Origin of the sequence: Nonomuraea sp. NPDC049486, from assembly GCF_040676925.1 — a bacterium.
In the GTDB taxonomy this organism is placed as follows: Bacteria; Actinomycetota; Actinomycetes; order Streptosporangiales; family Streptosporangiaceae; genus Nonomuraea; species Nonomuraea ferruginea.
In genome coordinates, this window is sequence record NZ_JBFAPV010000004.1 from 593,236 (window position 1) to 616,641 (window position 23,406).

The following is a 23,406-nucleotide window of genomic DNA, read 5'->3' on the forward strand; positions in this document are numbered from 1 at the left end:
CGAACGTCCGATACCGCCGCACCCAGCAGGAACCGCTCTTCCCCCGCGCAGCTGAAGCGTCGACACCGCGCTCTGCCTCGGCCTGCGCCGTGGGGAACTCCTCGGGATCACAAAGCTGTCTGACTATATTGATTTACCACTCTATAAATCGATGTCAAGCTATTGATTGCCCCGTAAACACATGAAATATCGGAGGCATCCCCTCAAGTAAGCACAGAGGAGCCTCCGGTGAAAATCCCCCCAATCACCGCACGCCTGGCAGTGGCGCTGGGAGTCGCCTTCGCCATGGTCGCAGTGGGCGCCGTCCAGGCCACCGCGGCCCCCGCCGCCGTCAAGGACGCCGCCGACACCGCCGAGGTCCCGGGTGGTTTCGCCTCCTGGAAGGATCTGGTGGCCACCCAGGAGAAGCTGGTCAAGGCCGCCGACCGCGTCACCGCCGCCGTCAAGACGCGGGGCGACACCGGGTTCGCCGGCATCGTCGCGGCGCCGGAGAACCGTGAACTGCGCGTCTACTGGAAGGGAGACACCCCCGAGCGCATCGACGACCTGGTCGGCCGACTGCGCCGGGACGTCCCGGTCAGTGTCCTGCCCGCGGCCTACTCGGCCCGGGAACTGGAGAGCGAGATGAACCGCCTGGTTCGCGCCTCCGGCGGCGCGATCACCTCGATCGCGCCGAACGTCGACGGCTCGGGCCTGACGGTCTCGGGCGCCGACCACGGCCTGACCCGCTCGAAGGTCGCCGGCTCGGCGGTGCCGGTCACCGTGGAGGCCGGCGTCACGCCGGCCCCGGCCAGCCGCTGGAACGGCGACGCACCCTGGCTGGGCGGCGCGGCCTGGCGCAACGCCGGCACCGGGCTCGGCTGCTCGACGGGCTTCGCCGTCACTCTCGGCGGGGTGAGCTGGATGCTGTCCGCGGCCCACTGCGGCAGCGTCGGGCAGACGGCCACCGACCCGACCGGCCAGGTGATCGGCCCGATCGCCTATGCCAACACCAGCCGCGACGTGATGCTGATCCGCGCGAACACCGCCGGTCGTGTCTACAACAACGACCCCGCCGCCACACCCCCGGAGTTCAGCAACCCGGTCGTCGGCACCTCCGCCTCCTACGTGGGCATGTGGCTCTGCACCTCCGGCGCCTACTCGGGCACCGTCTGCCTCTGCCAGGTGAAGGCGATCAACGTCACGATCTTGGGTCCCAGAGACACCTTCCGTGGCCTGGTCCGCGTCGAGAGTCCGACGTACAAGAACGCGGCCGGCCAGGGCGACAGCGGCGGCCCGGTGGAGACTCCGGAACCGTCCGGCATCACCCAGCAGTACGCGGTAGGGGTCATCTCCCTCATCGACACCAGTGCTCAGGTGCCCTGCACCGGCTACGTCGTCACCGGCCGGGTCTGCTCCTGGCGGCTGTACTACGCGCCGTGGAGCAACGCGACCTCCGCATTCCCGGGAATCGCCGTCATGACCGGCTGACGCCTCGACCTGACGAGAGGCCGAACGGGTACGCGGGCGGGACCGAAGAACGCTCTTTGAAAACCGTCGGGTGTGGTGATGAGCAGGACGGGTGTGCCGATCGTCGTCGTCGCCGCCCGTGCCCTGTTCGTCACCGTTGTTCCTCCTCGGCTCGTCGGTGCGCGTCGCTGCCCTCTCGGTAGAAGAGGTAGCCCCCGTGGTGCAGTACGTCTCCGTCGAACGTCCCGTCCGCGCTGAATCCGGTGTCGTCGGCGTACTCGATCCGGGTCCCGGAGACCACATAGGAACCCGTGTAGGCGCTCTCCCGCTCTCCGCGGGCCTCGTCGTAGCGGCCGTTCGCGAGCAGCTCCTGGCGGATGTGCCCGTCGGCCGTCACCCACATTCCGACGTACGGGTGCGGTGACGCCTCTCCGTTCTCGTCCGGGCGTGTCCGCGGTGTCGCCGTGGCGGGTGACGGCGTCTCCTGCCGGCCGTGCTGCGCCGCGTTGTCAGGGCCTGCGAGTCCTTCGCTGTCCGGCCCCGCGGAGCACGCGGCGAGACCTCCGGCGAGGAACACGGCGACGCCCATGCCGCCGACCATGGTTTCGAGGCGGGTCTTCACGAGGTCCTCCCCCGCATATCGTCCCGGTCTCCGGAGCGAGTCACCGTCAGCGAGCCGAGCAGACGCAGCGCGTTCGCGGTCCGGGTGCCCTCCTGAGCGTGGTAGACGATCAACTGCTGCCCTGGAGCGGAGCGTACGTCGAAGGCCTGTAGCTGCAGGGTCAGTTCGCCGACATCGGGATGAAGCAGGACCTTCGCGGCGTCACTCTTGCCGCGTGCGTCCCGCCGCCGCCAGAGGTCGGCGAACTCGCGGCTGTTCTCCATGGCAGTCCGCAGCACCTCCTGGATCCTCGGGTCGTGCGGCCAGGCGCCTTCGAGGAAACGGAATCCCGCGACCACATTGGCGGCGGCCTTCTCCCAGTCGATGTAGAACGAGCGAACCGACGGGTCGAGGAAAATCGTGAGCAGCAGGTTCGTGCCGGGTTGGAGGTGGTCGAAGACCGCGCGCCCCAACGTGTTCGCGGCCAGGACGTCGTAGGCCCGTCCCAGGAGCAGGGCCGGCGTGCGGTCCCACAGCTCGGCCAATGCCAGCAACTGGGGGGCCGCCTGCTCGATGCTGCCCTGCCGGCGTGGGGGCGGGATCACCCCCCCGATCCGGTACAGGTGCAGCCGGCCGTCGTCGTCCAGCAGCAGCGCGTCACTCAGCGCGTCCAGGACCTGCGGCGATGGCCGCCGCTCACGGCCCTGCTCCAGCCGCAGGTAGTAGTCCACGCTGATGCGGGCCAGCATCGCGACCTCTTCGCGGCGCAGGCCGGGGACGCGCCGCCGCCCGTCCTCGGGCAGACCGACATCGGGCGGCGCCACCTGCGCGCGCCGGGCCTGTAGGTAGTCACCCAGTCTTGAGGTTGTCATGCCGACCAGGCTATGTTTCCCCGCGGCCGGGAGCCTGGTCCCAGTGCACCCAGGACGAACACGGCCTTCTCCCCTGACCAGGCCCTGTCAACAATCAAACGCATGACCGAAATCTTCACTTCCGCTGACCTTGACGCCGTCCTCACGGGCGCCGCTCGTCCACTGCTGCTGACCGATGCCACCGTGCACACCCTCAACCCGGTCATCGGGACCATGGAGCACGCCGACGTGCTGATCGGCGCGGGACTCGTCGTCGGTGTCGGCCCGGGCATCATCACCGCCGCCGAAGACGACAACGCCGTGGTGATCCGTGCCACGGGTACCACGATCATCCCCGCCGTCCTGGACATCAGCGCCATGCTCGCGTACGCCCCGCACACAGAGGGTCCGGGCACAGCGGGTTCGGGCACGCTCACCCCGGGTGTCCCGGCGCACCTCGCCGTCCTGGACGACGCCGACGCGCCGGACCTGCCCACGGCGCTGCGTACCTCGCTGACCGATCCGGGGCGGCTGCGCGCGGTCCTGCGTGACGGCGTGCCGATCGCATGGGGCGGGACCGTGCTCGCCCCGTCGTCGCGGCACCCCGCGACGACGGACGCCGACGCAGGCGTCGCGGGCCGCGTCGACCCGGACCGGGTCGGCGTCTGGATCGACACCGAGGACTTCCTGCACCAGGAGCTGACCGCCGACGGCCGCTACGACGAGACCCGCGGCGGACGCGCGCACGCGTACCAAGGCCGCTACTGGATCGACGGCGAGCGCATCGACTATCTCGACGACCTCGGATTCTGGGCCTTCGGCCAATTCGACGGGGACACCCTGCACCACGCCGGCTACACGATGCGCCGTAAGGACGTCCGATGACAGAGAACCTCCTGCCCACCCTCGAAACGCTCACCACCGCCGAGCGTGATCCGGACCGTCTGGTCCTGCTCACCGGCGGTACCGTGGTGACCGTGGACCCCGCACTGGGGACGCTCGAAGACGCCGACGTGCTCCTGCGCGGCGATCGGATCGCGGAGGTCGGCCGCGGCCTGACGGCGGCGAACGCGATCGTCATCGACGTGTCGGGTTCCATCGTCGCACCCGGGTTCGTCGACACGCACCGGCACTCCTGGCAGGCCCAGATGCGGCGCACCATCCCCGACGTCAACGACCTCGCGGGCTATCTCCAGTCCACGCTCATGCAGGTCGCGCCGCTGTACCAGCCGCACGACATGTACGTCGGAACCCGCCTGGCGGCGCTCACGGCGCTGGACTGCGGGATCACCACGATGCTCGACTTCTCCCACAACTCCCGAACCGGCGCGCACTCCGACGCCGCGATCACCGCGTTGCTCGAATCCGGCATCCGCGGCGTACACGCGTCGATGAGCCCGCATTTCGGCGACTGGGACCAGCAGTGGCCGCACGACCTGGCACGACTTCGGACGACCTACTTCTCCACCGACGACCAGCTGGTCACGCTGAGACTCGCCGCTCTCGCCACCCCTGACATCGCCGGGGCACGCCTCGCCTACGGCCACGACCTGGCCCGGGTCGCGGCTGACCTCGGCATCGGAGTGAGCCTCGACGTCATGTTCGGGGCGGCGGCGTCCGAGGCGATCGTGCGGTGGGAGCGAGAAGGACTGCTCGGACCGCACATCGAGTCGATCCACTCGACGGCCCTGTCCGGCGACGCGTGGTCCGCGATGCGCGACACGGGCGTCACCGTGTCGCTCGCGCCGACCTCCGACATGCAGATTGGCCTCGAAGACGCCGTCCCACCGGTCGACGAGGCGCTCGAACACGGCATCCGGCCCGGTCTGTCGGTGGATGTCGAGGTCGCGCTCGCGTCGGACATGTTCACGCAGATGCGTACCCTGCTCGCCGTCCAACGCATGCGCGCCGTCCACGCCGCCTACGGCACCGACAACGAGCCCGTACGCATCACGACACGCGACGTCCTGGACTTCGCGACGCTGTCCGGCGCCCGAACGCTCCGGCTCGACGACACCACCGGGTCCATCACACCCGGCAAGCAGGCGGATCTCATCGTCGTCGACGCGGAGGACCTCAACACCATGCCCCTGCACGACCCGGTCGGGACTCTCGTGCTCGGTGCCGACCGTGGCAACATCACCTCGGTCTGGGTCGCCGGTCGCGTCCGCAAGTGGGCCGGGCGCCTCGTCGGCGTCGACGTGGACGACCTGCGCACCCAGGTGCACGACTCGGTCGACGCCATCACCGGTCGGCAGGCCGCTTGATGCCCTGAGCGCCCGGCCTGATTCCGCCGACGGGTAGCGAGACGTTCGGGTCTTCATCAACCGCGTCCGGAAGGAATGCCAGTGCTGCAAGCAAGCACGGATGGGACGCCTCCCGTGAGCGACTCACCTGCTGCGCCCTTGAGGCTCCGAAATGCTGCGGGGTCGTATCTGTCCACACGGATGATCCAGTCCATCCACGCGGTCCTTCGGAATGCACTCGAACGGGCCGTACGTGAGGAGATCATTCCGCGGAACGTCGCGAAGCTCGTCACGGTCTCCGTGCCCTCGTACAAGGTGAACCATGGTCTGACGACCGAGCAGGCGCGACGAGTGCTGAGGGTATCTCGTGAGGATCGGTTCCACGCGCTGTACGTTCTGGCGCTCTGCCTCGGCCTGCGGCGCGGGGAACTGCTCGGCCTTCGCTGGGAGGACGTCGACCTCGACTCGGGCACTTTGGAGGTGGTCCAGACTCTCCAGCGCGTCGGTGGCGAGCTCCGGTTCGTCCGTCCCAAGACGGAGAACTCCGAACGCACGATCCCGCTGCCCGAGATCGGTGTCGATGCTCTCAAGGAGCACCGTAGGCAGCAGTTCGCCGAGGGGTCAGACGCCTGGCCTGACTGGGAGGATCACGGGCTCGTCTTCCCGTCTCGGCGGGAACGCCGATGGAACCCGACAATCCCCACCGAAGCTGGGGAGCCGTCCGTCAGGCCGCCGGCCTCGGTGAGATACGCCTTCACGACATGAGGCACACCTGCGTGAGCCTCCTCCTGGACCTCGGCGTCCCGCCGCACATCGTGCCCGAGATCGTCGGCCACAGCGACATCGAGGTCACCATGACGATCTATGCCCATGCTTCTCTCGATGAGAAACGAAAAGCACGTCGACGGCTCGGAGATTCACTCCAATAGAAGTCTTAAGGGGTTTTCCCTCACTCGGGAAGGCCCCTTAGCTCTGTGACCTGGGACTTCAAGCCGCCAGAGCTGTCAACCTCCTGCTTTCGGGCAGGCTAGCGCAACTTAGCTTGTTAGGACTTTTTAGGGCAACACCACGCTTGGGCGACGATTTATCGTCGTGTCTCCACCGTGCCCCGCGCCAGGCGATCCAACTGGTCATGCCACCGGAGAGGAGCATGAACCCTATTTGGGATGGCGTGGGCGCTTCATCGAAGCCAGCGGCTGCGGCCCCCATCGCAGCCAGACCCGGTATGAGGGCATCGACAGGCCGCGGCTGTGTGGGCCGCCGGTTCCGGCGGCGCGCGCGCCCTCCCATGGATCACATTATGCCCACATGTCCCGCAAGTCGCGCGGGAATCTCTGGGGATCTCTCAACTGCTCGCGACGCTACAGGTAGAGGACGTTGCCGTCAGGGTTGCCGTCAGCAGACACAGAAACGCCCCGGAGCGATGATCACTACGGGGCATTCTTGCTGGTCAGTTGATGTGGTCAGGGGCGGGGTCGAACCGCCGACCTTCCGCTTTTCAGGCGGACGCTCGTACCAACTGAGCTACCTGACCTAGAGCGGTCCTGACGGGACTTGAACCCGCGACCTCCACCTTGACAGGGTGGCGAGCACTCCAAACTGCTCTACAGGACCTTGCTTCGTTCGTTTTGCGCTCGCTTAGCTTACCAGCTCCCCGGTGGCCTCAGACCATCCGTTTCGCGGTGCGCTTCGCGCTCGCAGTGCCCCCAACGGGATTCGAACCCGTGCCGCCGCCTTGAAAGGGCGGTGTCCTAGGCCGCTAGACGATGGGGGCTCAGGATTCCCTGTCGCCTTCCGTCGGAGACCTCTGAAGCATAGGGGACGATCGCCCCTCATGCCAAAGCGGCATTCCGTTGGCCGGCGTGGTCGGGCCGTTGACCGTTCCCGATGGCGACGGGGCGCTCGTTGGCTCTGGGGAGATTGTACGTGCCGGGTCGGGTTCCACGTGACGTTGGACGTACACCGATTGCTCGCCGAGGCCGCCGAGGGTGATGTCGTCCCAGGCCTGCAGGCGTTTCGTCTCCTTGTCGAAGTACAGAACGGACGCCTGGACGGGGGTGGGTTCCTCGTGTTCGAGGGCGCGCAGGCCGGCGCCGCCCGTGGAGCCCTGGACGATGACGCGGGTGCCGGTGGGCAGCATGGTGGTCTTGCGGACGTGGGCGTGGCCGGACAGGACGAGCGGGGTGGTGCCGGAGAAGCCGCGGGCGACGATGTCGTCGTGCACGGCGACGAGGTCGGCGTCCTCGACGGCGGCCCGGTGGTCGCGGCCGAACTGTTCCATCGAGGCGGGGTCCGGGTTGACCGCGGTGGTCTTGTCGGGGGTGAAGCGGGGGTCGCCGAGGCCGTAGATGTCCAGGCCCTCCACGTTGCGCATCTTGTCGTCGAGGACGATGGCGTTCTTCTGTTTCGCGACCGCGCGCTGGGTGGCCTTGGAGTCGTGGTTGCCGCGTACGAACACGTAGGGGACGCCCAGGGTGCCGATCTCCTCGACGAACTTGTTCTCCGCCTGCGTGCCGTGGTCGGAGATGTCGCCGGTGTCGATGATCAGGTCGACGGAGAACTGGTCCTTCAGGGAGCGGATCACGTTCCAGGCGATCGGGTTGATGTGGATGTCGGAGACGTGCAGGACCCGGATGGACCGGTCGTCGGCGTCGTACAGAGGAAGGGTCGAGACGGCTTCGTACAACTTTGAGACATTCGTCACAAGCTTGGTGAGCTGCGCGCGGTACGACTCGAATCTGGTCACGATGGCCTCCGCGCTGCCCACCAGGGAGGGCGCGGCGGCGATCAGGCCGGAGTAGCGGGGCTCGACGAGCGAGCTCGGCTGGAACGTACGGACCGCGAACATCCCCGTGCCGGCCAGCGCCACCGACGCCGCGATCAGGCCCGCCAGGGCCACCAGCGGACGCCTGAACACCATCAGGACCGCGAGCAGCGCGCCGGCGCCCGCGCACAGCAGTGAGCGGATCGCGAGCTCGCCCACGCCGTCCATCAGGTCGCGTTCGATGATGCCGGGCAGCCGGTCGGTCAGCCTGGGGTCCTCCAGGAGGAGGCGGGCGCGCTCCTGGTCGATGTTCTCCAGGGTGATGCGGAGCGTGAGGGGCGCGTCGTGGCTGCGGAACGTGAGCGTGCCCAGCGGGCTGGCGTCCACGATCGTCTCGCCGGTCCACGACGGCCGGACGGTCATGCCGGTCTCGACCGGGCCGATCTGCGCTCGTACGGTGCCGCTCAGGAAAATGCCCAGCCAGGCGCCGGCCGCGGCCACCAGGAGCACCGCCGCAGCCTTGGTCACTCTCGACTGGATGACCTTTTTGAGCATGTCCGAGAAGTTCATACGCCTTCTTGGATACCCGAGCCGAGAGGCAGAATGACAATTGTGATCGAGGTTTCGCCGGAGAGGTTCGATGAGCTCGTGTCCGAGGCGCTGGACACGATCCCGCCCGACCTGACCCGGGTCATGAGCAACGTCGTCGTGACCGTCGTCGACGATCCACCAGAACCCCACCTGCTAGGCCTGTACACCGGCATTCCTCTCACCGAGCGCGGCGACTGGTACTCAGCCGTTTTGCCCGACCGGATCGAGATCTACCGCAATCCGATCTGTCAGATCTGTGACACCGAAGAGCAAGTGATCGAGGAAGTACGGATCACGGTGGTTCACGAAATCGGCCACCACTTCGGCATCGACGACGCCCGCCTGCACGAGCTGGGCTGGTAACTCTTTGCACAGGACGCGCTGCTTTGGGTTGCACGTTGCCGATTGATCGGGCACCTTAGGTGACATATTCAACACTGTGAGTCAGGCACAGCGGAGTCCAGTGGGGGCCATGCGGGCGCGACGGCTGACGGGGCGGCACAGGCGATCCACTGAGCGCCAAGCCACCTATGGCGAGGTCATCGCCGTCAAAGAGTTCAGAGCGCTCTGGTACGCACAGGGCCTGTCGCTGCTCGGTGACCAGCTCGCTCAGGTGGCGCTGGCCGTGCTCGTCTACGACCGCACCAAGTCGGCGCTGGCCACCGCCGCCGTCTACGCGCTCACCTACCTGCCGTCGATCCTGGGCGGGCCGCTGCTCGCAGGGCTGGCCGACCGGTTCGCGCGCCGGGGCGTGATGTTGGTCTGCGACCTGCTGCGGGCCGGGCTGGTGTGTGTGATGGCGCTGCCGTTCATGCCCTTCCCGGTGCTGTGCGCGCTGGTGTTCCTCGTCGTGCTGCTCAGCGCGCCGTTCTCGGCCGCGCGCGCGGCCGTGCTGCCCGAGGTGCTCGCAGGCGACCGGTACGTGGTCGGCTCGGCACTGCAGAACATGACGAACCAGGCCGTGCAGATGCTCGGCTTCGCCGCGGGCGGCGCGATGATCGCCGCCATGGGCCCGTACCGCGCCCTGGCCCTGAACGCCGCCACCTTCCTGGCGTCGGCGCTGATCCTGGTCACCGGCGTGCGGCGGCGGCCCGCTCCGGGCCGTCCCGGAGCCAGGCCGTCCATATGGGCGATGACCAGAGCCGGAGCCAGACTCGTCTTCGGTGACCGCAAGTTGCGCACGCTCGTGCTCTTCGCCTGGCTGTGCGGCTTCTACGTGCTGCCCGAAGGCATCGCGGTGCCGTACGCGGTCGCGCTCTACACCGGCGTCATGCCCATCCCGGTGATCACCGGTCTTCTGATGGCGGCGATGCCGGCCGGCACCGTGGTGGGCGCGTTCCTGTTCAGCCGGTTCGTCTCGCCGCCGGGCAGGCTGCGGCTGATGGGGTGGCTGGCCATGCTGAGCTGCGCGCCGCTCGTCGTGACCGCGATGCGGCCGCCGTTGGAGGTGGTGCTGGCGGGATGGTTTCTATCCGGGGTCGGGGGTGCCTACCAGCTCGCGGCGAACGCGGCGTTCGTCCAGCGGGTGCCCGACGGCCAGCGCGGGCAGGCGTTCGGCCTGGTGCACTCCGGCCTGATGGCGGTGCAGGGGATCGCCATCCTGATCGGCGGTTACGCCGCCGAACGGCTCGGCCCCGAGCCGGTGGTCGCCCTGTCGGGCGTCACCGGCCTCACGGCCGCCGTCGTGCTGACCGTGATCTGGGCCGACGCGCGCGGCGCCAGGATGCGCGCGCAGGCCACTGCCTGATCACTGCCGCGGCTTGTGGTCGTCCTCGGTCCAGGGGCTGCCGGTGCTGCTGCTCTTCTGCTGCTGCTTGGCCAGCAGGTCCTGCACGATCGAGGTGTCCTTGCCCTCCTCGGGCAGGAGCAGCCAGCCGATCGCGTAGACGCCGATGCCGAGGCCGCCGAAGAGCGTGACGATCGCCAGGCCGATGCGGATGATGTTGGGGTCGATGCCGACGTACTCGCCGACGCCGGAGCAGACGCCGCCGAGGATCCGGCCCTTGTGGGTCCTGCGCAACTGCTTGCTGCTGTGATATTCGCTCATGACTCAAGACTGCCCTCAACCCTGGCATTCGCACATCAGGATTGCCCCTGGTAGAACCCTGGTAGCCCCCTATAACGAGGAGAGGAGCACGTCATGGACGATCTGCTGCGCCTGGACGACCGCCTCGACGGTGACCAGAGGTTGATCAGCGACACCGTCCGCTCCTTCGTCGCCGACCGCGTCCTGCCGCACGTCGGAGACTGGTTCGAGGAGGCCACGTTCCCGGCGCGCGAGCTCGCGCCCGAGCTCGGCTCGCTCGGCCTGCTCGGCATGCACCTGCAGGGCTACGGCTGCGCCGGCACGGACGCGACCTCGTACGGGGTGGCCTGCCGCGAGTTGGAGGCCGGCGACTCGGGGCTGCGGTCGTTCGTGTCGGTGCAGGGCTCGCTGGCCATGTTCCCCATCTGGCGGTACGGGTCGGACGAGCAGAAATCGGAATGGCTGCCCCGGATGGCCAGTGGTGAGGCGATCGGGTGCTTCGGCCTGACCGAGCCCGACCACGGCTCCGACCCCGCGAGCATGCGCACGTACGCCAAGCGCGACGGCTCCGACTGGGTGCTCAACGGCTCGAAGATGTGGATCACGAACGGATCCGTCGCGGACGTCGCGGTGGTGTGGGCGCAGACCGACGACGGCGTCCGCGGCTTCGTCGTCCCCACCGACACCCCGGGCTTCTCCGCCCCTGAGATCCACAAGAAGCTGTCCCTCAGGGCATCGGTCACCTCATCGCTCTACTTCGACGACGTGCGCCTGCCCGAGTCGGCCGTGCTGCCCGGGGTCCGAGGGCTGAAGGGGCCGTTGTCGTGCCTGTCCGAGGCGCGCTTCGGGATCCTGTGGGGGGCGGTGGGCGCCGCGCGGGCCTGCGTCGAGGCGGCCGTCGAGTACGCCCAGACCCGCGTCCAGTTCGGCAAGCCGATCGGCGCCTTCCAACTGACCCAGGAGAAGCTGGCGTGGATGTACGTGGGCCTGGCCCAGGCGGGGCTGACCGCGCTGCACCTGGGCGCCTTGAAGGACGCGGGTGAGCTTGAAGCCCGGCAGATCAGCTTCGGCAAGATGGCCAACGTGCGCTCCGCCCTGGACATCGCCCGGCAGGCCCGGTCCATTCTCGGCGGCAACGGGATCACGCTGGAGTACCCTGTGATCAGGCACATGAACAACCTGGAGAGTGTGCTCACGTACGAGGGGACCCAGGAGATCCACACCCTGGTGCTGGGCGAGGCGCTGACGGGGCTGGCGGCATACCGGTAAAGGGCGTCGCGGGGTTGGCGGTAACCTCGGTACGCTTGGCTGTTGCTAGGGGGCGTTAGCTCAATTGGCAGAGCTGCGGACTTTTAATCCGTAGGTTCCGGGTTCGAGCCCCGGGCGCCCTACCAGGCATTACATCCCCGGAGCGATCTTTGTCCGAAGGTGTTTGCTAACGGATCTGCTAACAGGAAGTTCTTCCTGCTCAGATCATCTCCCCGACGGTCCTGGCCGTGCAGGTTCCCAGCGGCCTAGGAGCGAGCTGGGAACCTGCAAGCCAGGCGTCACAGCACCTTGAGCGCGTGGAACACGCCGAGGAACAATGCCACGCTTCCGGCGAAGGCTCCGCCGCCGGCCATGAAGCACTGGGAGATACTTCCTCCGTCGATGGCGACCAGAATGCCCGTGGTCTCTCCAACGATGACTCCAATGAGTGCCGCGATGAAGAGCAGGAACACTCTGCGGGAGGTCTCAGTCACGCTTTCCCCTTCTCGGCTCTGACCACCCGGGAGCCCTTGATCAACGATCAGGACATAGCTCCGCCCGGGTATCCAGATAGAGAGGCCGCCGAGAAGCGCCCCAGTGTGCTGGCCCCACTGGCCCACGCAGCCTGTCTCATGGACAAGGCGGCAACATACTAGGGCATTCAAGATCCGCAGAAAAGAAGAACTGGACGACCTGAGGATCTGCATCCTCAAGCCGCCCAGTCATATGCGCCTGAGCGCTAGGCCGACTTGACCACCTCTGCGAAGACCTCCGCCGCGCGCGCCTCGGCCGTACGGATCACGTGCGCGTAGACCCGCAGAGTGATCGCTGGGTCGGCATGGCCGAGACGGGCTGCCACGACATGCACAGGCACACCGGCGAGCAGCAGAGTCGTGGCGTGGATGTGCCGGAGGTCGTGGAGGCGAGCGTAAGGCAAGGGTTCCCTGGGCTTCGGGCCACTCTTGGGCTCGTTGTACGCCCTGACGAGGTCCCGGATGAGCTGGGTCACCGTGTCGGGGTAGATGGGATGGCCCCAGCCGTTCGCGAAGACGTAGCCATTCCTCTGGCCCCGCCACTCGTCGCCGACGAGGAGCTGGTCCTCGGCCTGACTTTTGCGATGCTCGCGCAGCACGTTCACGGTCTCCTCGTCGAGGGTGACCAGACGCGTTCGCCCGCTCTTCGTGGTGCCCTCGATCCGTTCACCATCCACCATCCCCGCTGAGCCCGCGATGGTCACCGTCTTGCCATCCAGATCGAGGTCCGCCCAGCGCAGGTTGAGCAGTTCTCCGCGACGGGCGCCGGTGTACGCGGCGAGGTGGAAGAAGGCGTACAGCCGATGCTGCCGTGCCAGTGTGAGGAAAGTGCGGAGCTGGGCAGGCGTCCAGACCGTGCCCGGTTCGGCGCACTGGTACTTCGGGCGCTTGGCCCGCTCTACTGGGTTGAAAGCGATGAGCTGGTCTACATCCACGGCGTCGCCAAACGCCTTGCGAAGAACCGCGTGAACGTAGATCACCGATCTGGATGAAAGGCCTTTGCCGTCCTGCCCACCGGAGGTCAGGAGGTCTCGGTACAGCTTCGTGATCGTCATCGGGCGGACAGCCTGAAGCCTCAACCGGCCGATGTTCGGCTTCACGTACAGCCGGATGATCATGCGGTAGTCCTTGAGGGTGCGCGGCTTGATCTGCATGGCGTGAGCCTCGATCCAGTCATCGAGGTACTCCCCCACCGTGATGGTGTTGCGGTCGACGTAGTCGCCCCGTCGAGCGGTCACGCGTGCCTCATCACGGGCCGCCTTGGCCTCGTCCTCGGTGGCATAGCCGCCTACCCACTTGGGTTTGCTGAGGCCCGTTTCCGGGTCCTTCACGCGAATGACGTAGTACCAGGTCGTTCCGCGCTTGATGATGCCGTGACGAAGCTTGGGCTTCTTGCCACGCTTGCCTTTGGAAGCGGGCTCGTCGGGAGTAGGTTCCTTGGCCTTGGTCATGCTGCTACCTCCTTGTCGGCGAGAGCAGAGATGAAGGATTCGAGGGCGGAGACCGGGATGCGGCGGCAACGGTCGATCTGGACGTACGCGAGCGCGCCGGACCCCATGAGCTGATAGAGCTTGGCGCGGGAGATGGCCAGGGCTTCCGCGGCTTCGGAGACTGTGAGGAGGAGTCGCGTCATGGACGACCTCCGGGCGCGGGCTTACTTGTGAGCGCTGCGGCCAGGAGAAGATCCCCGGCGGAATGGCCCTTGCCTGCGTACTCCCATTCGCTGACGACCAGGACGCTGTCCTCCTCGAAGAGGGGCAGCCGACCGGTGGTGATCTCGGTGTCGCGGGCGTGGTGTTCGCGGGCGGCGCGGAGTTGGCCAAGGGTGGTGGAGTAGCGGCGGGATCGGGTGGAGAAGTGGCCGCGGAAGCCGAGCATGTGGGCCCAGTCGGCGAGGCGGAGTTCGGCCAGTTCTCTGATCGCGCCTAGTGCCAGGCAGGTGGTGATCAGGCGGCGGGCGTGGGCGCGTAGGCCGAAGGCTTCCAGGTTGTCGAGGGGGTTGATGCGGCGGTCCAGGGTGCCGACGCATTCGGCGGCCTTGGTGGCGTACTTGGCGATGTAGCCGGCGACAGCCTGGTCGGTCAGGTCGCCGTCCAGGGTGATGGAGCGGATGTCGATCTGGTCGCCCCAGCGCAGGACCCGTTCGGGCTGGTCATGGTAGGCCGGGGCAGTGGCCTTGACCGCCGTAACGGCGTGCTGGATGGCTCGCGTCAGGACCTCGGCGGTCGCCCAGGCCGGGGGCGGGAACGCGGGGCCGTCGGGGCCGTCGAGGCGGATGACGGCGTGGAAGTGGACGACGCCGCGGCGCTGGTATTCGGCGACCTTGGCGAAGGAGAGGGTGAGGTGGTGGCGGAGTTCTTTGAGCGTGAGGCCGCCGAGTTTGGCCAGGCGGCGGCGGACGGCGTCGGCGAAGCGCTTCCACAGCAATGGGGCCAGGGCGTTGAACATGACCGAGCCGGTGTAGTCGTAGCAGTCGGGGCACAGCGGTTCGCCGAGGCGGGGGTCGTCCTTATGGTGCCGTTGCGTGCAGGACATGACGCGGCCGTGCGGGCAGGTGGCGGCGTTGCGGCGGGCGTGGCAGGGCTGGACCTTGCCGCCGTGCTCGCGTCGTGCGTGGACCGTTCCGAAGGACGGGGCGGTGAGCGTGGCGAAGAGGGTCGGGTGTTGGGTGACGGTCTCCGGGACGCCCTTGCCGCCGACGAGGCCGGCGCGGATGAGGTGGTAGGTGTCGGAGCGGTAGGTCTCGGCGCAGGCGGGGCAGCGGGAGGCGCGGCGGGTCTTGCACGGGACGCGCAGGATGCCGTCCGGTTCGTGCTTGGTGGTGTAGCGGTGCAGGAGTTGGCCGGTGGCCTGGTCGTAGTGTTCGACCTTGCCACGCAGGTGGATGGGCTGGCGGCAGCCGCCGGTGGCTCGGATCTGGCTTGCCCAGCGGTCGTAGTCGGGCCGGTTGAGTCGGGTGATCATGCCGGTGATGGCGTGCGCGTTGGCATGGGTTGCAGGCAAGATGGAGACCTCCTCTCACTCGTTCGGGTGTGGGGATGGCCCCCGACCTGGCGTGTGTCTTGGCGGATGTGCGGCCAGGCCGGGGGTGCTGCGCCTTTTAGGCGCCGTGGTTGTCGATGCCGGTGCCGTCACAGTCGAAGCAACTGGCGTCGTCGGCATCGAGGCCGGTGCCGTTGCAGGTACAGCAGCGGTAATGGATCACCGGCATGCGTTCAGGCATGAGCGGTCACCTCCCTTCGCGGGGTTGGGTGGTGAGGTAGATGCGCCAGTGGCGGGGCCGGGCGCGGTCGGGGTAGGCGCGGGAAACGTCGGCGACGGTGAAGTTCAGGCGTAGACGGAACAGGGCGTCGGTGAGTTCGACGCGGGTGCCATCGAGACGGATGCGCATGATCAGGGGCTCCTTATCTGGTGGCGGGCACTGGGTCGGGTTCGATGCAGCCGCGGTATGTGGTCTCGGCGTCGTAGCGGGCGCGGGCGGCAGCCAGGATGGCGACGGCCCGGTACTCCACGGGACCGAAGAAGCGCGAGGTCGCGTAGTGGCCGGAATGGTCTCCGCTGTAGGTGGTGGGCGCCTCGATGCGGGTGGCGATCTGGTCGATCTCGGCGCACTGTTCGGCGTCGCTGTCCTGGCGGGGGAAGTGGTGCAGGGTCAGGCTGCGAGGGGTGGGCACGTCGGGGTGGTCCTGCAGGAACGCGGCCAAGGCGAGCAGGCCGTTGATGAGCGCGGTGCGGTGGTCGTGGGTCATCGGTCGGGTCTCCCTTCTGGTCAGGTGGTGCGGAGGGTGCGGAGCAGGTCGGAGGCGAGTTGGTTGGACACGCCCAGGCGTGCGCGCAGGGCGTCGCGGGTGATGGGCTTGCCGTGTTTGGCGTGGTGTTCGTCGGCGACGCGGCGGGCGTAGTCGACGAGTGCGGGTGCGAGGTCACCGTCCCGCGCGTCGTCCTGGCCGTCCTGGCGGTCGTCCTCGTCCGAGCCGTGGTGCGGGACGAGTTCAGGGACGTGGGACGAAGCCAGGACGGGTGCGGACGAGACCGCCTCTGCGGCCATGGCGGTGGCCGCCGGGGTGACGGGTTCCGGGCGGGTGGCGCGGCGTTCCAGCATCGAGATGGCGATGAGGAAGGCTGCGGCCGGGGTGGCGGCGGTGATCCAGCCCCAGACGGTCGGGTCCGCTTGGGCGAGGTTGGCGGCCAGGGACAGGACGACGCCGCCGCTCAGGACGAGGACGGGCCAGGTGATGCGCCCGTGCCGGCCGGTGCCGCGTCGCTTGTCGCGTTGGCGTTCGCGGGCGGCCATGACGCAGGTCAAGTCGATGCAGACGGCGATGGCCCAGGACATCCAGCCGGTCTGGCCGTGCTGGCTGGCGGTGTCGCGGATGTGGGTGAACGACCCCGCGCCCGCGATGGCGGCCAAGACGAGCACAGGTCCGGTGTCGAGCAGCCAGGAGGCCAGGCGTCGCATCGTTCTCCTCCCTTTCAGGCGGTGATGGCTTCAGGCAGGTGAGCGGTGATCTCGTCCCAGGCCGGGGCGAGATGCGTGTGGGTCTGAGCGGCCCGTTCGGCGGTGGTCTCGCTGACGTAGAAGGAGCGGGCCCGGTACCACTGGCCGTCCTGGCTGGCGACGATGGCGACGCCGGGTGTCTCGGCGGCAATTGCACGAGCGGAGACGAGTGCGGCGGGGTCGAGGTCGCCGAGCGTCATGGTCGCGGTCTCCGGGTCGTTGACCCGATGGCAGATCCGCCCCGAGCACTGCGCCCGGAGCGCGGTGACGCCAGGGCCGAGGTCGGAGCCGATGCGCTGGCCGCAGCAGAACAGGTAGATGCCGAACGCCCTTCCGAGCTGCGCCACCCGCAACAGCGCCGTCGAGGCTTTGGCGATCTCGTCCTTCTCCGACTTGTCGGCCATCAAGTACAGCTCGGCCAGTTCGTCCACCAGGACGACGACGGGCACGGGGCGGACGCCGGGAGGAAGCTGCCAGATGTTGCGGGCACCGGCCTGACGGCACAGCCCCATCCGGTCGAGCATCAGCCCGACGAGGTCCTCCAGCAGCGACACGGACTCGGCGCGGGTGGTCGCCAGTGCGGACATGCGTGGCGCGTAGGGGGTGAACTCGACCCCGCCCTTGAGGTCGAAGCCGACCAGCGCTACTGGTTGAGGCGACAGGCCGACGATGAGGGCGTTGGCGAGGTTGGACTTGCCGGACTGGGTGGCCCCGGCGTTGATCCAGTGCGGCACCGTCTTGAAGTCGATGACCCACGGGCCGCCGGTCTCCAGCCTGCCGACGGTGACCTTGAGCAGTTCAGTGGAAGGCGGCAACTCCTCGACCTTCACCAGCGGATCCCGCATCGTCACCGACAGCCGGACCCGGCCCGGCTTGTCGGAGGAGACGCGCACGGCGTGCACGCCCCAGGAGTGCGCGAGCCGTTCGGCGGCGTCGGCGTAGTCGCCGGGCGTCTGGCCTTCCAGGGTGTGCAGGGTGACCCGCCACCCGTTCCGGGTGGGCAGCGGCAGCCACATGAACGGCTTGGTGTCGACGGCGACCCGCTGAAAGCGGCGGCGGACCTTGACCAGACCGGTGGAGGCGATCGCGCCGGGCACGGTGGTGAACCACCAGCGCTGCCGCTTCTTGGTCAGCCCGCAGCCGAGCGCCACCCGCCGCCACGACGTGCGCACGAACAGGGCGGCGAGCGGGAAGCCGAGCGCGAGCCAGAACGAGGGGTAGTGCAGGCGGCGCCAGGCCCACAGCCCGGCCGCCACTGCGGCCAGGACTGTGAGCACGAGCAGCGCGTCACGCATCGGCGGCCTCCCGAATCGGGAGCAGGGCCGAGGCGCGGTAGGAGATGCCCCACCGGCCGGCCATCTCCCACACGTAGCCCAGCAGGCCGACCGCGTTGACGGCGTCTCCCGCCTTGATGGGCGGCTCTCCGGTGATGCCGATCTTGACGAGTTCGATCCGGCCGAGCTCGTCTTCGACGGAGACGGTGACCTCGTAGACGGTGTTGCCGTCCTTGTCGGTTTTGATCTCGCCGGTGTCGCGGTTGAGCACGCGAGGGCGCGCGGCCTTCACGCAGGTGATGGCGAGCTTGCTTGCATCCACAGGGATCGGAACGGAACGCATGGTCTCTGACCTCCTTATTCATCCTGCCAACATAGTTAACCTAGTTGGCCTGGTTGTCAATGTGCTCTCGGTTGGCTTGGTTGCCGTTTCGTGGTGTGATGGAAGGCGATGGTCAAGAACACCGGGCAGCCCGGCTACCTGCAGATCGCCGACGATCTCCGCGCGCAGATCCGCGGCGGGTCTCTCGCGCCCGGAGCCCCTCTGCCGTCGACCGCCCAGTTGGCCCAGCGATACGACGCCTCGCTGTCCGTGGTGAAGATGGCCGTCGGCATCCTGCGCAACGAGGGCCTGGTGATCGGCCAGCAGGGCAAAGGCGTGTTCGTCAGCGATCCCGACCAACGCCCCGCCGGCGGCGGCCACGCGGCCGGTGAGGTGGCCGAGCTGCGCGCCGCCGTACAGGACCTGTCGGTACGGCTGTCGCGGGTCGAGGAGCAGCTAGCTACGTCCACGACACGCCGTCCCGGACGTAGCAGCCGGTAACCTTCCGGGCCAACGCCGCTGACGCCCCCCGCGGTCGCTGGTGCAGGCTCAGCGCCTTGTCCTCCCGGCGGATGCCGACCAGGACCGCGATGTAGCCCGTCAGCAGCACGATGCCGAGCAGTCCGGCGATGATCAGGATGATCGTGGTCATGACCAGATCACCCCCGCCTCGGCCAGGCCGCGAGGCTCGCGAGGGGGCCGACGGGTCTCGCCGCGCCGACCGCCACGCCTGCGCTTTCCCGCGTACCGCTTGATCCAGCGCTCCCGGGCCAGGCACTTACGGCACCGCGTCCGCCCCTCCTCCAGGCGTGCGCCGCACTCGCAGGCGGGCTCCGGGTAGATCTCGTCAGTCATGTGATCACCTCTCCTTTCGGATCTCGGTTCGTGCTTGCGAACCGAGAATGCGACGGAGAGTCAGGACGAGATCACTACACGACGGGACATGTTCAAGACGTCCGTCCTACGATGGCCAGGTCCCCAGACGTCCTGCTGGCAGGTGACATGGCGAACGAGAGATTGCGGGCGGCGCTGTTGCAGCGCGGCGTGAGCATCGCCCAGCTAGCGGAGGCCATCGAGGTAGACCCGAAAACGGTCGAGCGATGGGTGACCAAGGGCCGCTCGCCCTACCGGAAACACCGATATGCGGTGGCGTCGTACCTGGATACCGACGAGACCTACCTGTGGCCCTCAGCGCTGACTCGCGACCAGGTCGCCTCGGCGTCGGAGTCCGAGATCGTCACCGTGTACCCGCATCGCTGGGCGGTGCCGAGGGACGTGTGGGGACGGCTGTTCGCCTCGGCCTCCGAGGAGATCGGCGTCTTGGTCTACAGCGGGTTGTTCCTCGCCGACGACACTGGTCTGGTCCGGATGTTCGGCGACAAGGCCGACGCCGGGGTGAGGGTACGCATCCTGCTGGGCGATCCAGACTGCGCCGAGGTGGCCCAGCGCGGGCGGGACGAGGGCATCGACGACGGCATGGCAGCCAAGATCCGCAACGTGCTCGTGCTGTACCGGGAGCTGATCGGGCGGGACAACATCGAGTTCCGGCTGCATGCGACCGTGCTGTACAACTCGATTTACCAGGCTGACGATCAGTTCCTCGTCAACACGCACGTGTACGGGGTGCCGGCGGGCAATGCGCCGGTCTTCCATCTGCGCAAGGTGATCGGCGGGGACATGGTCGCTACCTACGCCGAGAGTTTCGAACGCGTCTGGGAGGGCGCCCGGCCGATAGGGTCCTGAGCCATGGCCAAGCGGATCGACTACTACGACGACCCCGATGCCCCCGCGGCCAACAGCCTCGTGCCGTCCGTCAACGTGGTCGTCACCAACGACGCGGGCGAGGTGCTGATGATCCGTCGCACGGACAACGGCAACTGGGCGGTTCCCGGCGGCGCGATCGACCTGGGTGAGTCGATCCCGCAGGCCGCCGTGCGGGAGACACTGGAGGAGACCGGGATCACCTGTGAGATCACCGGCCTGGTCGGCACCTACAGCGACCCCCGCCACGTCATCCTCTACACCTCCAACGGCGAGGCGCGTCAGGAGTTCTCCCTGGTTCTGACCGGCCGCGTGCTCAACGGCGAGCCGACCCCGAGCGATGAGTCCCGTGAGGTCCGCTGGGTGTCTCGCGATCAGGTGGCCACGCTGCGGATGGATCGCTCGATGCGGATGCGGATCGAGCACTACCTAGCCGGTACCGGCCTGCCGTACATCGGCTAGCGCCGTCTCCACCTCTCGGACCGCCGTCAGGATGCACGGTGTCGAGGCGGTGATGGAGCGGGACACCAGATGGTCGGCACCGTACCTGGCATGGATCTCAGCGAGACGCTCGGTGACGTCCAGGTGGATGCCGTCGGGGCCGGTGGTCATGTCGCAGTAGGTCAGCGCCCGCACCAGCTCCGGCGGTTCCTCGTCGAACTCTGCGGTGAGCGCGTCGAACAGGGAACGTTCAAGGGCCTCGTTGACGGCGCAGGAGTGATGGGCGACCAGGCGGCACAGCGTGTCGTCTGCGTGGTGCACATCGCGGAGGTAGCGGGCTCCGTCGAGGGGGTGAAAGCCCGTGACGACCAGGCGAGGGGCGTAGCCGATGTCATGCAGGTAGGCGGCGGCGGTCAGGGTGTCGGTCGCCTCGCCGAGGATCGGGGCCAGCGACATGGCCCGGGCGGCGACTCCTTGGGTGTGTGCCCAGCGCCGGGGAAGATCCGTCTTCAGCAGGTCTTCGGCCAGGTCATGAGCCCATTCAGCTTGTCCCACGCCGTCTACGATAGGCATGGGATGCCGGATGCGTGCCAGTCTGCCCGCGAGGACGTCCTAGGACGTCTCACCCTTCACGAACCGGCCTCGCCCCTGCTCGGCCACTACCAGGCCCTCTTGCTCGAGCAGCGCGAGAGCCTGCCGCACCGTGTTGCGCGAGGCCGCAAAGCGCTGCCGCAACGTCAGCTCACTCGGCAACGCCGCCCCCACGGCCAGCTCTCCGCTCTGGATGCGTTCGCGCAGCTCGCTCGCGATCCGCTGGTAGCTGTACGGAGCATCCGACGACAGGACGGAGACCGTCGTGACGATGCGGCCCTTGGACGGCACCGTCACGATCAGTCCTTCGTCCTCCAGGATCGCCAGCCCGCGCCGCGCGGTGTTGCGGGCGATCCCGAACTCCCGGCACAGTGCCGCCTCCGAGGGAAGCACGTCGCCCACCGCGTACACGCCGGAGGCGATCCGATCCCGCAGCCGGTCCGCCAGCTGCGTATAGACGCGCCCACCCGTCAGCCAGGCCCGCTCTTCCGCCATCGAAGGTCAGGCACGGTAGGCGTCGACGATACGGCTCAGGTCCATCCCGAGTTCACCCTGTTTGCCCTCGTGCCAGCCGTCCCGCGTGGCCTGCTCGATCCGGTCGACCGCCGTCGGCATGCGCAGGGAGGTGACCCGCTCGTCCTCCCGATCTCCCCAGTAGAACCAGCAGAACGCCAGATGGGCGTAGACCCGCCGCGTCCGGAATCGGCTGTCGGTCACGTCCAGCCCGGGCCGGCCGTCGGCGGCCACCACCAGCACCGCCGTGATCTGCCGCTCGACCAGTTCGTCCCGCAGCGTGGTCAGCAACCGCTGAGCGTAGGCGGCCTGCTGTTCCTTGATGCTCTTCATCGCCGAGGCGTCCTCTCGCCGTCACCGTCTGTGTACGTCGAGATTCGCCTCCAGCGTGGAACCTCTACACCTCAACTCAGGGACGTCTAGGGACGTCTCGTGTTAGCTTCGCAGGCAGAACACCCCGTCCCCGCCGGAGGTGCGCCTTGAACGACAACCTTCGCCACGCCCTCGCCAACGCCCGCCTCCAGCCCGCCGACATCGCCGCCCGCCTCGCCGTTGACCCCAAGACGGTGCATCGATGGCTGAAAGGGCGCATGCCCTACCCCCGCCACCGCTGGGCCATCGCCGACCTCCTCCACGTCGACGAAGCCGACCTCTGGCCGGAGGCGACCCAGCACCACCGCGTCATCTCCGACGAGGTCCAGGCCGTCTACCCGCACCGCTGGGCCGTCCCCCAGCACACCTGGCGACACCACTTCGAGTCCGCCACCCGAGAGATCGGCATCCTCACCTACAGCGGCCTGTTCCTCGCCGAAGACACCGGCCTCATCCGACTCCTGGCCGCCCAAGCTGGCGCCGGCGTCAACGTCCGCATCCTGCTCGGCGACCCCGATGCCCCGGCAGTGGCAACCCGCGGCATCGACGAGGCCATCGGAGCACCCATCATGGCCGCCCGCGTCAGAAACGCCTTCACCCTCTACCGCACTGTGCTCGGAAGCGGCACGGCAGAGATCCGGCTTCATGGGACCGTGCTCTACAACTCGATCTACCGCTCCGACGACAACCTCCTGATCAACACCCACGCCTACGGCACACCCGCAGCCCAGGCCCCCGTCATGCACCTACGTGCCACCGAACAGCAGGCTGCAGCAGAGACTTACCTGGCCAGCTTCGAACGCGTCTGGGCCTCCGCAACCGCATATGCAGATGGCGCTTGAACAGGCGCAACACTCAGATCACTGAGACGCAAGATCAGAAAGCAACCTATCTTCACGTGATCAAGCCGCCGCCCGATGGGCGGCGGGCGGCCGGGCGGTCCGGGCGGGCGTGCGGCCTCTCCGGGCCGGTCCCGCCCGGCCACCCCGCCGCACCATCGATCGCAGGCAGAACCACGTGCAGGACGTTCACTAATACCGCGAGGGATGTGGGCTTCTGCTCCATTCAACGAGGCGAAGAACGCCTTATGGCGGAAGTGCTCCGACGCCAGGGTGAACCCATGGCATCACGATTGCGTGTCGCGGCTATACGCTGTTCATCTGACAAACGATTATCGTGTTGGCAGTATTGGGGAAGAGGTTTGAGTGGCGGCGCATGCGAAGCATGTTTCTCGTTAAGCATCGGAAGATGAATTTAGATTGATCCTCAGTCATACTCCCACTCGCTGAGGCTCATCCTGCCAGCCTCACATTTGAGGCAGCTGT

General features: G+C 67.8%; 29 protein-coding genes, 4 tRNA genes and 1 pseudogene. 12 read left to right on the forward strand and 22 right to left on the reverse strand.

The window, feature by feature from the left end; genetic code table 11:
* Positions 1 to 228 precede the first annotated feature (228 nt).
* Complete coding sequence (locus AB0K05_RS15270; protein WP_271277403.1) at positions 229 to 1,470, forward strand: hypothetical protein; 1,242 nt, start codon at positions 229 to 231, stop codon at positions 1,468 to 1,470.
* A 130-nt stretch (positions 1,471 to 1,600) separates the two neighbouring features.
* Here the strand turns inward: AB0K05_RS15270 and AB0K05_RS15275 are convergent, their stop codons facing one another.
* The gene (locus tag AB0K05_RS15275) at positions 1,601 to 2,071 is read right to left on the reverse strand and encodes an Atu4866 domain-containing protein (RefSeq protein ID WP_261808934.1); all 471 of its coding nucleotides are present in this window, start codon (positions 2,069 to 2,071) and stop codon (positions 1,601 to 1,603) included.
* The gene (locus AB0K05_RS15280; RefSeq protein WP_219543009.1) at positions 2,068 to 2,922 is read right to left on the reverse strand and encodes a helix-turn-helix transcriptional regulator; all 855 of its coding nucleotides are present in this window, start codon (positions 2,920 to 2,922) and stop codon (positions 2,068 to 2,070) included. The genes AB0K05_RS15275 and AB0K05_RS15280 overlap by 4 nt, the downstream gene beginning before the upstream one ends.
* 102 nt (positions 2,923 to 3,024) lie before the next feature.
* Here AB0K05_RS15280 and AB0K05_RS15285 point away from each other — a divergent pair, with 102 nt between their 5' ends.
* From AB0K05_RS15285 to AB0K05_RS15295, 3 genes and pseudogenes are all read left to right on the forward strand, one after another.
* A complete protein-coding gene (locus tag AB0K05_RS15285) occupies positions 3,025 to 3,786 on the forward strand; it encodes an Atu4866 domain-containing protein (protein ID WP_345483003.1) in 762 nt (253 codons plus the stop codon).
* The gene (locus AB0K05_RS15290) at positions 3,783 to 5,168 is read left to right on the forward strand and encodes an amidohydrolase family protein (protein ID WP_364229586.1); all 1,386 of its coding nucleotides are present in this window, start codon (positions 3,783 to 3,785) and stop codon (positions 5,166 to 5,168) included. The genes AB0K05_RS15285 and AB0K05_RS15290 overlap by 4 nt, the downstream gene beginning before the upstream one ends.
* Before the next feature lie 180 nt (positions 5,169 to 5,348).
* Positions 5,349 to 6,076, forward strand: a pseudogene (locus AB0K05_RS15295) (site-specific integrase).
* Between the two features lie 531 nt (positions 6,077 to 6,607).
* Here the strand turns inward: AB0K05_RS15295 and AB0K05_RS15300 are convergent.
* From AB0K05_RS15300 to AB0K05_RS15315, 4 genes are all read right to left on the reverse strand, one after another.
* A tRNA-Phe gene (locus AB0K05_RS15300) sits at positions 6,608 to 6,681 on the reverse strand.
* A gap of 5 nt (positions 6,682 to 6,686) precedes the next feature.
* Positions 6,687 to 6,761 (reverse strand) — tRNA-Asp (locus AB0K05_RS15305).
* A gap of 87 nt (positions 6,762 to 6,848) precedes the next feature.
* A tRNA-Glu gene (locus tag AB0K05_RS15310) sits at positions 6,849 to 6,921 on the reverse strand.
* Positions 6,922 to 8,481, reverse strand: coding sequence for a metallophosphoesterase (locus AB0K05_RS15315; RefSeq protein ID WP_364229588.1), 1,560 nt, complete (start codon positions 8,479 to 8,481; stop codon positions 6,922 to 6,924).
* Between the two features lie 42 nt (positions 8,482 to 8,523).
* Between AB0K05_RS15315 and AB0K05_RS15320 the strand changes: the two genes are divergently transcribed.
* Entirely contained in the window at positions 8,524 to 8,865 is a 342-nt protein-coding gene (locus tag AB0K05_RS15320; protein WP_219543028.1) for a metallopeptidase family protein, read from the forward strand.
* 109 nt (positions 8,866 to 8,974) lie between these two features.
* On the forward strand, positions 8,975 to 10,249 hold the full coding sequence (locus AB0K05_RS15325; protein ID WP_364229590.1) for an MFS transporter: 1,275 nt from the start codon (positions 8,975 to 8,977) through the stop codon (positions 10,247 to 10,249).
* On the opposite strand, the gene AB0K05_RS15330 is transcribed toward AB0K05_RS15325, so the two are convergent.
* On the reverse strand, positions 10,250 to 10,549 hold the full coding sequence (locus AB0K05_RS15330) for a PspC domain-containing protein (RefSeq protein ID WP_148035278.1): 300 nt from the start codon (positions 10,547 to 10,549) through the stop codon (positions 10,250 to 10,252).
* 93 nt (positions 10,550 to 10,642) lie between these two features.
* Here AB0K05_RS15330 and AB0K05_RS15335 point away from each other — a divergent pair, with 93 nt between their 5' ends.
* Positions 10,643 to 11,797: an acyl-CoA dehydrogenase family protein gene (locus tag AB0K05_RS15335; protein ID WP_148035277.1), complete on the forward strand. Its 1,155-nt coding sequence runs from the start codon at positions 10,643 to 10,645 to the stop codon at positions 11,795 to 11,797.
* Between the two features lie 49 nt (positions 11,798 to 11,846).
* A tRNA-Lys gene (locus AB0K05_RS15340) sits at positions 11,847 to 11,922 on the forward strand.
* Between the two features lie 153 nt (positions 11,923 to 12,075).
* Here AB0K05_RS15340 and AB0K05_RS15345 read toward each other — a convergent pair.
* From AB0K05_RS15345 to AB0K05_RS15390, 10 genes are all read right to left on the reverse strand, one after another.
* Positions 12,076 to 12,270 carry a hypothetical protein gene (locus AB0K05_RS15345; protein ID WP_364229593.1) on the reverse strand — a complete coding sequence of 65 codons (195 nt, stop codon included), beginning with the start codon at positions 12,268 to 12,270 and terminating at the stop codon, positions 12,076 to 12,078.
* A 245-nt stretch (positions 12,271 to 12,515) separates the two neighbouring features.
* Positions 12,516 to 13,760: a tyrosine-type recombinase/integrase gene (locus AB0K05_RS15350; RefSeq protein WP_364229595.1), complete on the reverse strand. Its 1,245-nt coding sequence runs from the start codon at positions 13,758 to 13,760 to the stop codon at positions 12,516 to 12,518.
* Entirely contained in the window at positions 13,757 to 13,942 is a 186-nt protein-coding gene (locus tag AB0K05_RS15355) for a helix-turn-helix domain-containing protein (RefSeq protein ID WP_364229597.1), read from the reverse strand. Before AB0K05_RS15355 ends, AB0K05_RS15350 begins: the two co-directional genes overlap by 4 nt.
* A complete protein-coding gene (locus AB0K05_RS15360) occupies positions 13,939 to 15,312 on the reverse strand; it encodes a replication initiator (RefSeq protein ID WP_364229599.1) in 1,374 nt (457 codons plus the stop codon). The genes AB0K05_RS15355 and AB0K05_RS15360 overlap by 4 nt, the downstream gene beginning before the upstream one ends.
* A gap of 97 nt (positions 15,313 to 15,409) precedes the next feature.
* Positions 15,410 to 15,532 (reverse strand): hypothetical protein, encoded by a 123-nt coding sequence (locus tag AB0K05_RS15365; RefSeq protein WP_364229601.1) that lies wholly within the window; start codon positions 15,530 to 15,532, stop codon positions 15,410 to 15,412.
* Between the two features lie 6 nt (positions 15,533 to 15,538).
* Positions 15,539 to 15,700: a hypothetical protein gene (locus tag AB0K05_RS15370; protein WP_364229603.1), complete on the reverse strand. Its 162-nt coding sequence runs from the start codon at positions 15,698 to 15,700 to the stop codon at positions 15,539 to 15,541.
* A gap of 13 nt (positions 15,701 to 15,713) precedes the next feature.
* Positions 15,714 to 16,058 carry a hypothetical protein gene (locus tag AB0K05_RS15375; RefSeq protein ID WP_364229605.1) on the reverse strand — a complete coding sequence of 115 codons (345 nt, stop codon included), beginning with the start codon at positions 16,056 to 16,058 and terminating at the stop codon, positions 15,714 to 15,716.
* Positions 16,059 to 16,078: 20 nt separating this feature from the next.
* Positions 16,079 to 16,768 (reverse strand): DUF2637 domain-containing protein, encoded by a 690-nt coding sequence (locus tag AB0K05_RS15380; protein WP_364229607.1) that lies wholly within the window; start codon positions 16,766 to 16,768, stop codon positions 16,079 to 16,081.
* Between the two features lie 14 nt (positions 16,769 to 16,782).
* Positions 16,783 to 18,102 (reverse strand): FtsK/SpoIIIE domain-containing protein, encoded by a 1,320-nt coding sequence (locus AB0K05_RS15385; protein ID WP_364229609.1) that lies wholly within the window; start codon positions 18,100 to 18,102, stop codon positions 16,783 to 16,785.
* Entirely contained in the window at positions 18,095 to 18,424 is a 330-nt protein-coding gene (locus AB0K05_RS15390) for a hypothetical protein (protein WP_364229611.1), read from the reverse strand. The genes AB0K05_RS15385 and AB0K05_RS15390 overlap by 8 nt, the downstream gene beginning before the upstream one ends.
* Before the next feature lie 108 nt (positions 18,425 to 18,532).
* On the opposite strand from AB0K05_RS15390, the gene AB0K05_RS15395 reads away from it, so the two are divergent.
* Positions 18,533 to 18,904: a winged helix-turn-helix domain-containing protein gene (locus AB0K05_RS15395; RefSeq protein ID WP_364229613.1), complete on the forward strand. Its 372-nt coding sequence runs from the start codon at positions 18,533 to 18,535 to the stop codon at positions 18,902 to 18,904.
* On the opposite strand, the gene AB0K05_RS15400 is transcribed toward AB0K05_RS15395, so the two are convergent.
* Together AB0K05_RS15400 and AB0K05_RS15405 are read right to left on the reverse strand one after the other, a co-directional pair.
* On the reverse strand, positions 18,864 to 19,055 hold the full coding sequence (locus AB0K05_RS15400) for a hypothetical protein (RefSeq protein ID WP_364229615.1): 192 nt from the start codon (positions 19,053 to 19,055) through the stop codon (positions 18,864 to 18,866). The genes AB0K05_RS15395 and AB0K05_RS15400 overlap by 41 nt on opposite strands.
* The gene (locus tag AB0K05_RS15405) at positions 19,052 to 19,258 is read right to left on the reverse strand and encodes a hypothetical protein (RefSeq protein ID WP_364229617.1); all 207 of its coding nucleotides are present in this window, start codon (positions 19,256 to 19,258) and stop codon (positions 19,052 to 19,054) included. The genes AB0K05_RS15400 and AB0K05_RS15405 overlap by 4 nt, the downstream gene beginning before the upstream one ends.
* 147 nt (positions 19,259 to 19,405) lie before the next feature.
* On the opposite strand from AB0K05_RS15405, the gene AB0K05_RS15410 reads away from it, so the two are divergent.
* Both AB0K05_RS15410 and AB0K05_RS15415 read left to right on the forward strand, forming a co-directional pair.
* Positions 19,406 to 20,146, forward strand: coding sequence for a helix-turn-helix transcriptional regulator (locus AB0K05_RS15410; protein WP_364229619.1), 741 nt, complete (start codon positions 19,406 to 19,408; stop codon positions 20,144 to 20,146).
* A gap of 3 nt (positions 20,147 to 20,149) precedes the next feature.
* Positions 20,150 to 20,626, forward strand: coding sequence for an NUDIX domain-containing protein (locus tag AB0K05_RS15415; protein ID WP_364229621.1), 477 nt, complete (start codon positions 20,150 to 20,152; stop codon positions 20,624 to 20,626).
* Here AB0K05_RS15415 and AB0K05_RS15420 read toward each other — a convergent pair.
* Genes AB0K05_RS15420 through AB0K05_RS15430 form a run of 3 tightly spaced genes read right to left on the reverse strand, consistent with a single transcriptional unit; the run spans position 20,594 to position 22,042 of the window.
* On the reverse strand, positions 20,594 to 21,160 hold the full coding sequence (locus tag AB0K05_RS15420; protein ID WP_364229623.1) for an HD domain-containing protein: 567 nt from the start codon (positions 21,158 to 21,160) through the stop codon (positions 20,594 to 20,596). The genes AB0K05_RS15415 and AB0K05_RS15420 overlap by 33 nt on opposite strands.
* A 57-nt stretch (positions 21,161 to 21,217) precedes the next feature.
* Positions 21,218 to 21,691 (reverse strand): GntR family transcriptional regulator, encoded by a 474-nt coding sequence (locus tag AB0K05_RS15425; RefSeq protein WP_364229624.1) that lies wholly within the window; start codon positions 21,689 to 21,691, stop codon positions 21,218 to 21,220.
* Between the two features lie 6 nt (positions 21,692 to 21,697).
* Positions 21,698 to 22,042 (reverse strand): hypothetical protein, encoded by a 345-nt coding sequence (locus tag AB0K05_RS15430; protein WP_364229626.1) that lies wholly within the window; start codon positions 22,040 to 22,042, stop codon positions 21,698 to 21,700.
* Positions 22,043 to 22,188: 146 nt separating this feature from the next.
* Here AB0K05_RS15430 and AB0K05_RS15435 point away from each other — a divergent pair, with 146 nt between their 5' ends.
* Positions 22,189 to 22,923: a helix-turn-helix transcriptional regulator gene (locus AB0K05_RS15435; protein ID WP_364229628.1), complete on the forward strand. Its 735-nt coding sequence runs from the start codon at positions 22,189 to 22,191 to the stop codon at positions 22,921 to 22,923.
* The last annotated feature ends 483 nt before the right edge of the window (positions 22,924 to 23,406 follow it).

Bases quoted from the DNA above. Each gene is read 5' to 3' on its own strand.
- AB0K05_RS15390 (WP_364229611.1), bottom strand. From the start codon at position 18,424: ATGCGTTCCGTTCCGATCCCTGTGGATGCAAGCAAGCTCGCCATCACC.
- AB0K05_RS15370 (WP_364229603.1), bottom strand. From the start codon at position 15,700: ATGCGCATCCGTCTCGATGGCACCCGCGTCGAACTCACCGACGCCCTG.
- AB0K05_RS15380 (WP_364229607.1), bottom strand. From the start codon at position 16,768: ATGCGACGCCTGGCCTCCTGGCTGCTCGACACCGGACCTGTGCTCGTC.
- AB0K05_RS15335 (WP_148035277.1), top strand. From the start codon at position 10,643: ATGGACGATCTGCTGCGCCTGGACGACCGCCTCGACGGTGACCAGAGG.
- AB0K05_RS15415 (WP_364229621.1), top strand. From the start codon at position 20,150: ATGGCCAAGCGGATCGACTACTACGACGACCCCGATGCCCCCGCGGCC.
- AB0K05_RS15395 (WP_364229613.1), top strand. From the start codon at position 18,533: ATGGTCAAGAACACCGGGCAGCCCGGCTACCTGCAGATCGCCGACGAT.
- AB0K05_RS15280 (WP_219543009.1), bottom strand. From the start codon at position 2,922: ATGACAACCTCAAGACTGGGTGACTACCTACAGGCCCGGCGCGCGCAG.
- AB0K05_RS15355 (WP_364229597.1), bottom strand. From the start codon at position 13,942: ATGACGCGACTCCTCCTCACAGTCTCCGAAGCCGCGGAAGCCCTGGCC.
- AB0K05_RS15425 (WP_364229624.1), bottom strand. From the start codon at position 21,691: ATGGCGGAAGAGCGGGCCTGGCTGACGGGTGGGCGCGTCTATACGCAG.
- AB0K05_RS15290 (WP_364229586.1), top strand. From the start codon at position 3,783: ATGACAGAGAACCTCCTGCCCACCCTCGAAACGCTCACCACCGCCGAG.
- AB0K05_RS15375 (WP_364229605.1), bottom strand. From the start codon at position 16,058: ATGACCCACGACCACCGCACCGCGCTCATCAACGGCCTGCTCGCCTTG.
- AB0K05_RS15365 (WP_364229601.1), bottom strand. From the start codon at position 15,532: ATGCCTGAACGCATGCCGGTGATCCATTACCGCTGCTGTACCTGCAAC.
- AB0K05_RS15410 (WP_364229619.1), top strand. From the start codon at position 19,406: ATGGCGAACGAGAGATTGCGGGCGGCGCTGTTGCAGCGCGGCGTGAGC.
- AB0K05_RS15405 (WP_364229617.1), bottom strand. From the start codon at position 19,258: ATGACTGACGAGATCTACCCGGAGCCCGCCTGCGAGTGCGGCGCACGC.
- AB0K05_RS15350 (WP_364229595.1), bottom strand. From the start codon at position 13,760: ATGACCAAGGCCAAGGAACCTACTCCCGACGAGCCCGCTTCCAAAGGC.
- AB0K05_RS15285 (WP_345483003.1), top strand. From the start codon at position 3,025: ATGACCGAAATCTTCACTTCCGCTGACCTTGACGCCGTCCTCACGGGC.
- AB0K05_RS15430 (WP_364229626.1), bottom strand. From the start codon at position 22,042: ATGAAGAGCATCAAGGAACAGCAGGCCGCCTACGCTCAGCGGTTGCTG.
- AB0K05_RS15400 (WP_364229615.1), bottom strand. From the start codon at position 19,055: ATGACCACGATCATCCTGATCATCGCCGGACTGCTCGGCATCGTGCTG.
- AB0K05_RS15315 (WP_364229588.1), bottom strand. From the start codon at position 8,481: ATGAACTTCTCGGACATGCTCAAAAAGGTCATCCAGTCGAGAGTGACC.
- AB0K05_RS15325 (WP_364229590.1), top strand. From the start codon at position 8,975: ATGCGGGCGCGACGGCTGACGGGGCGGCACAGGCGATCCACTGAGCGC.
- AB0K05_RS15385 (WP_364229609.1), bottom strand. From the start codon at position 18,102: ATGCGTGACGCGCTGCTCGTGCTCACAGTCCTGGCCGCAGTGGCGGCC.
- AB0K05_RS15330 (WP_148035278.1), bottom strand. From the start codon at position 10,549: ATGAGCGAATATCACAGCAGCAAGCAGTTGCGCAGGACCCACAAGGGC.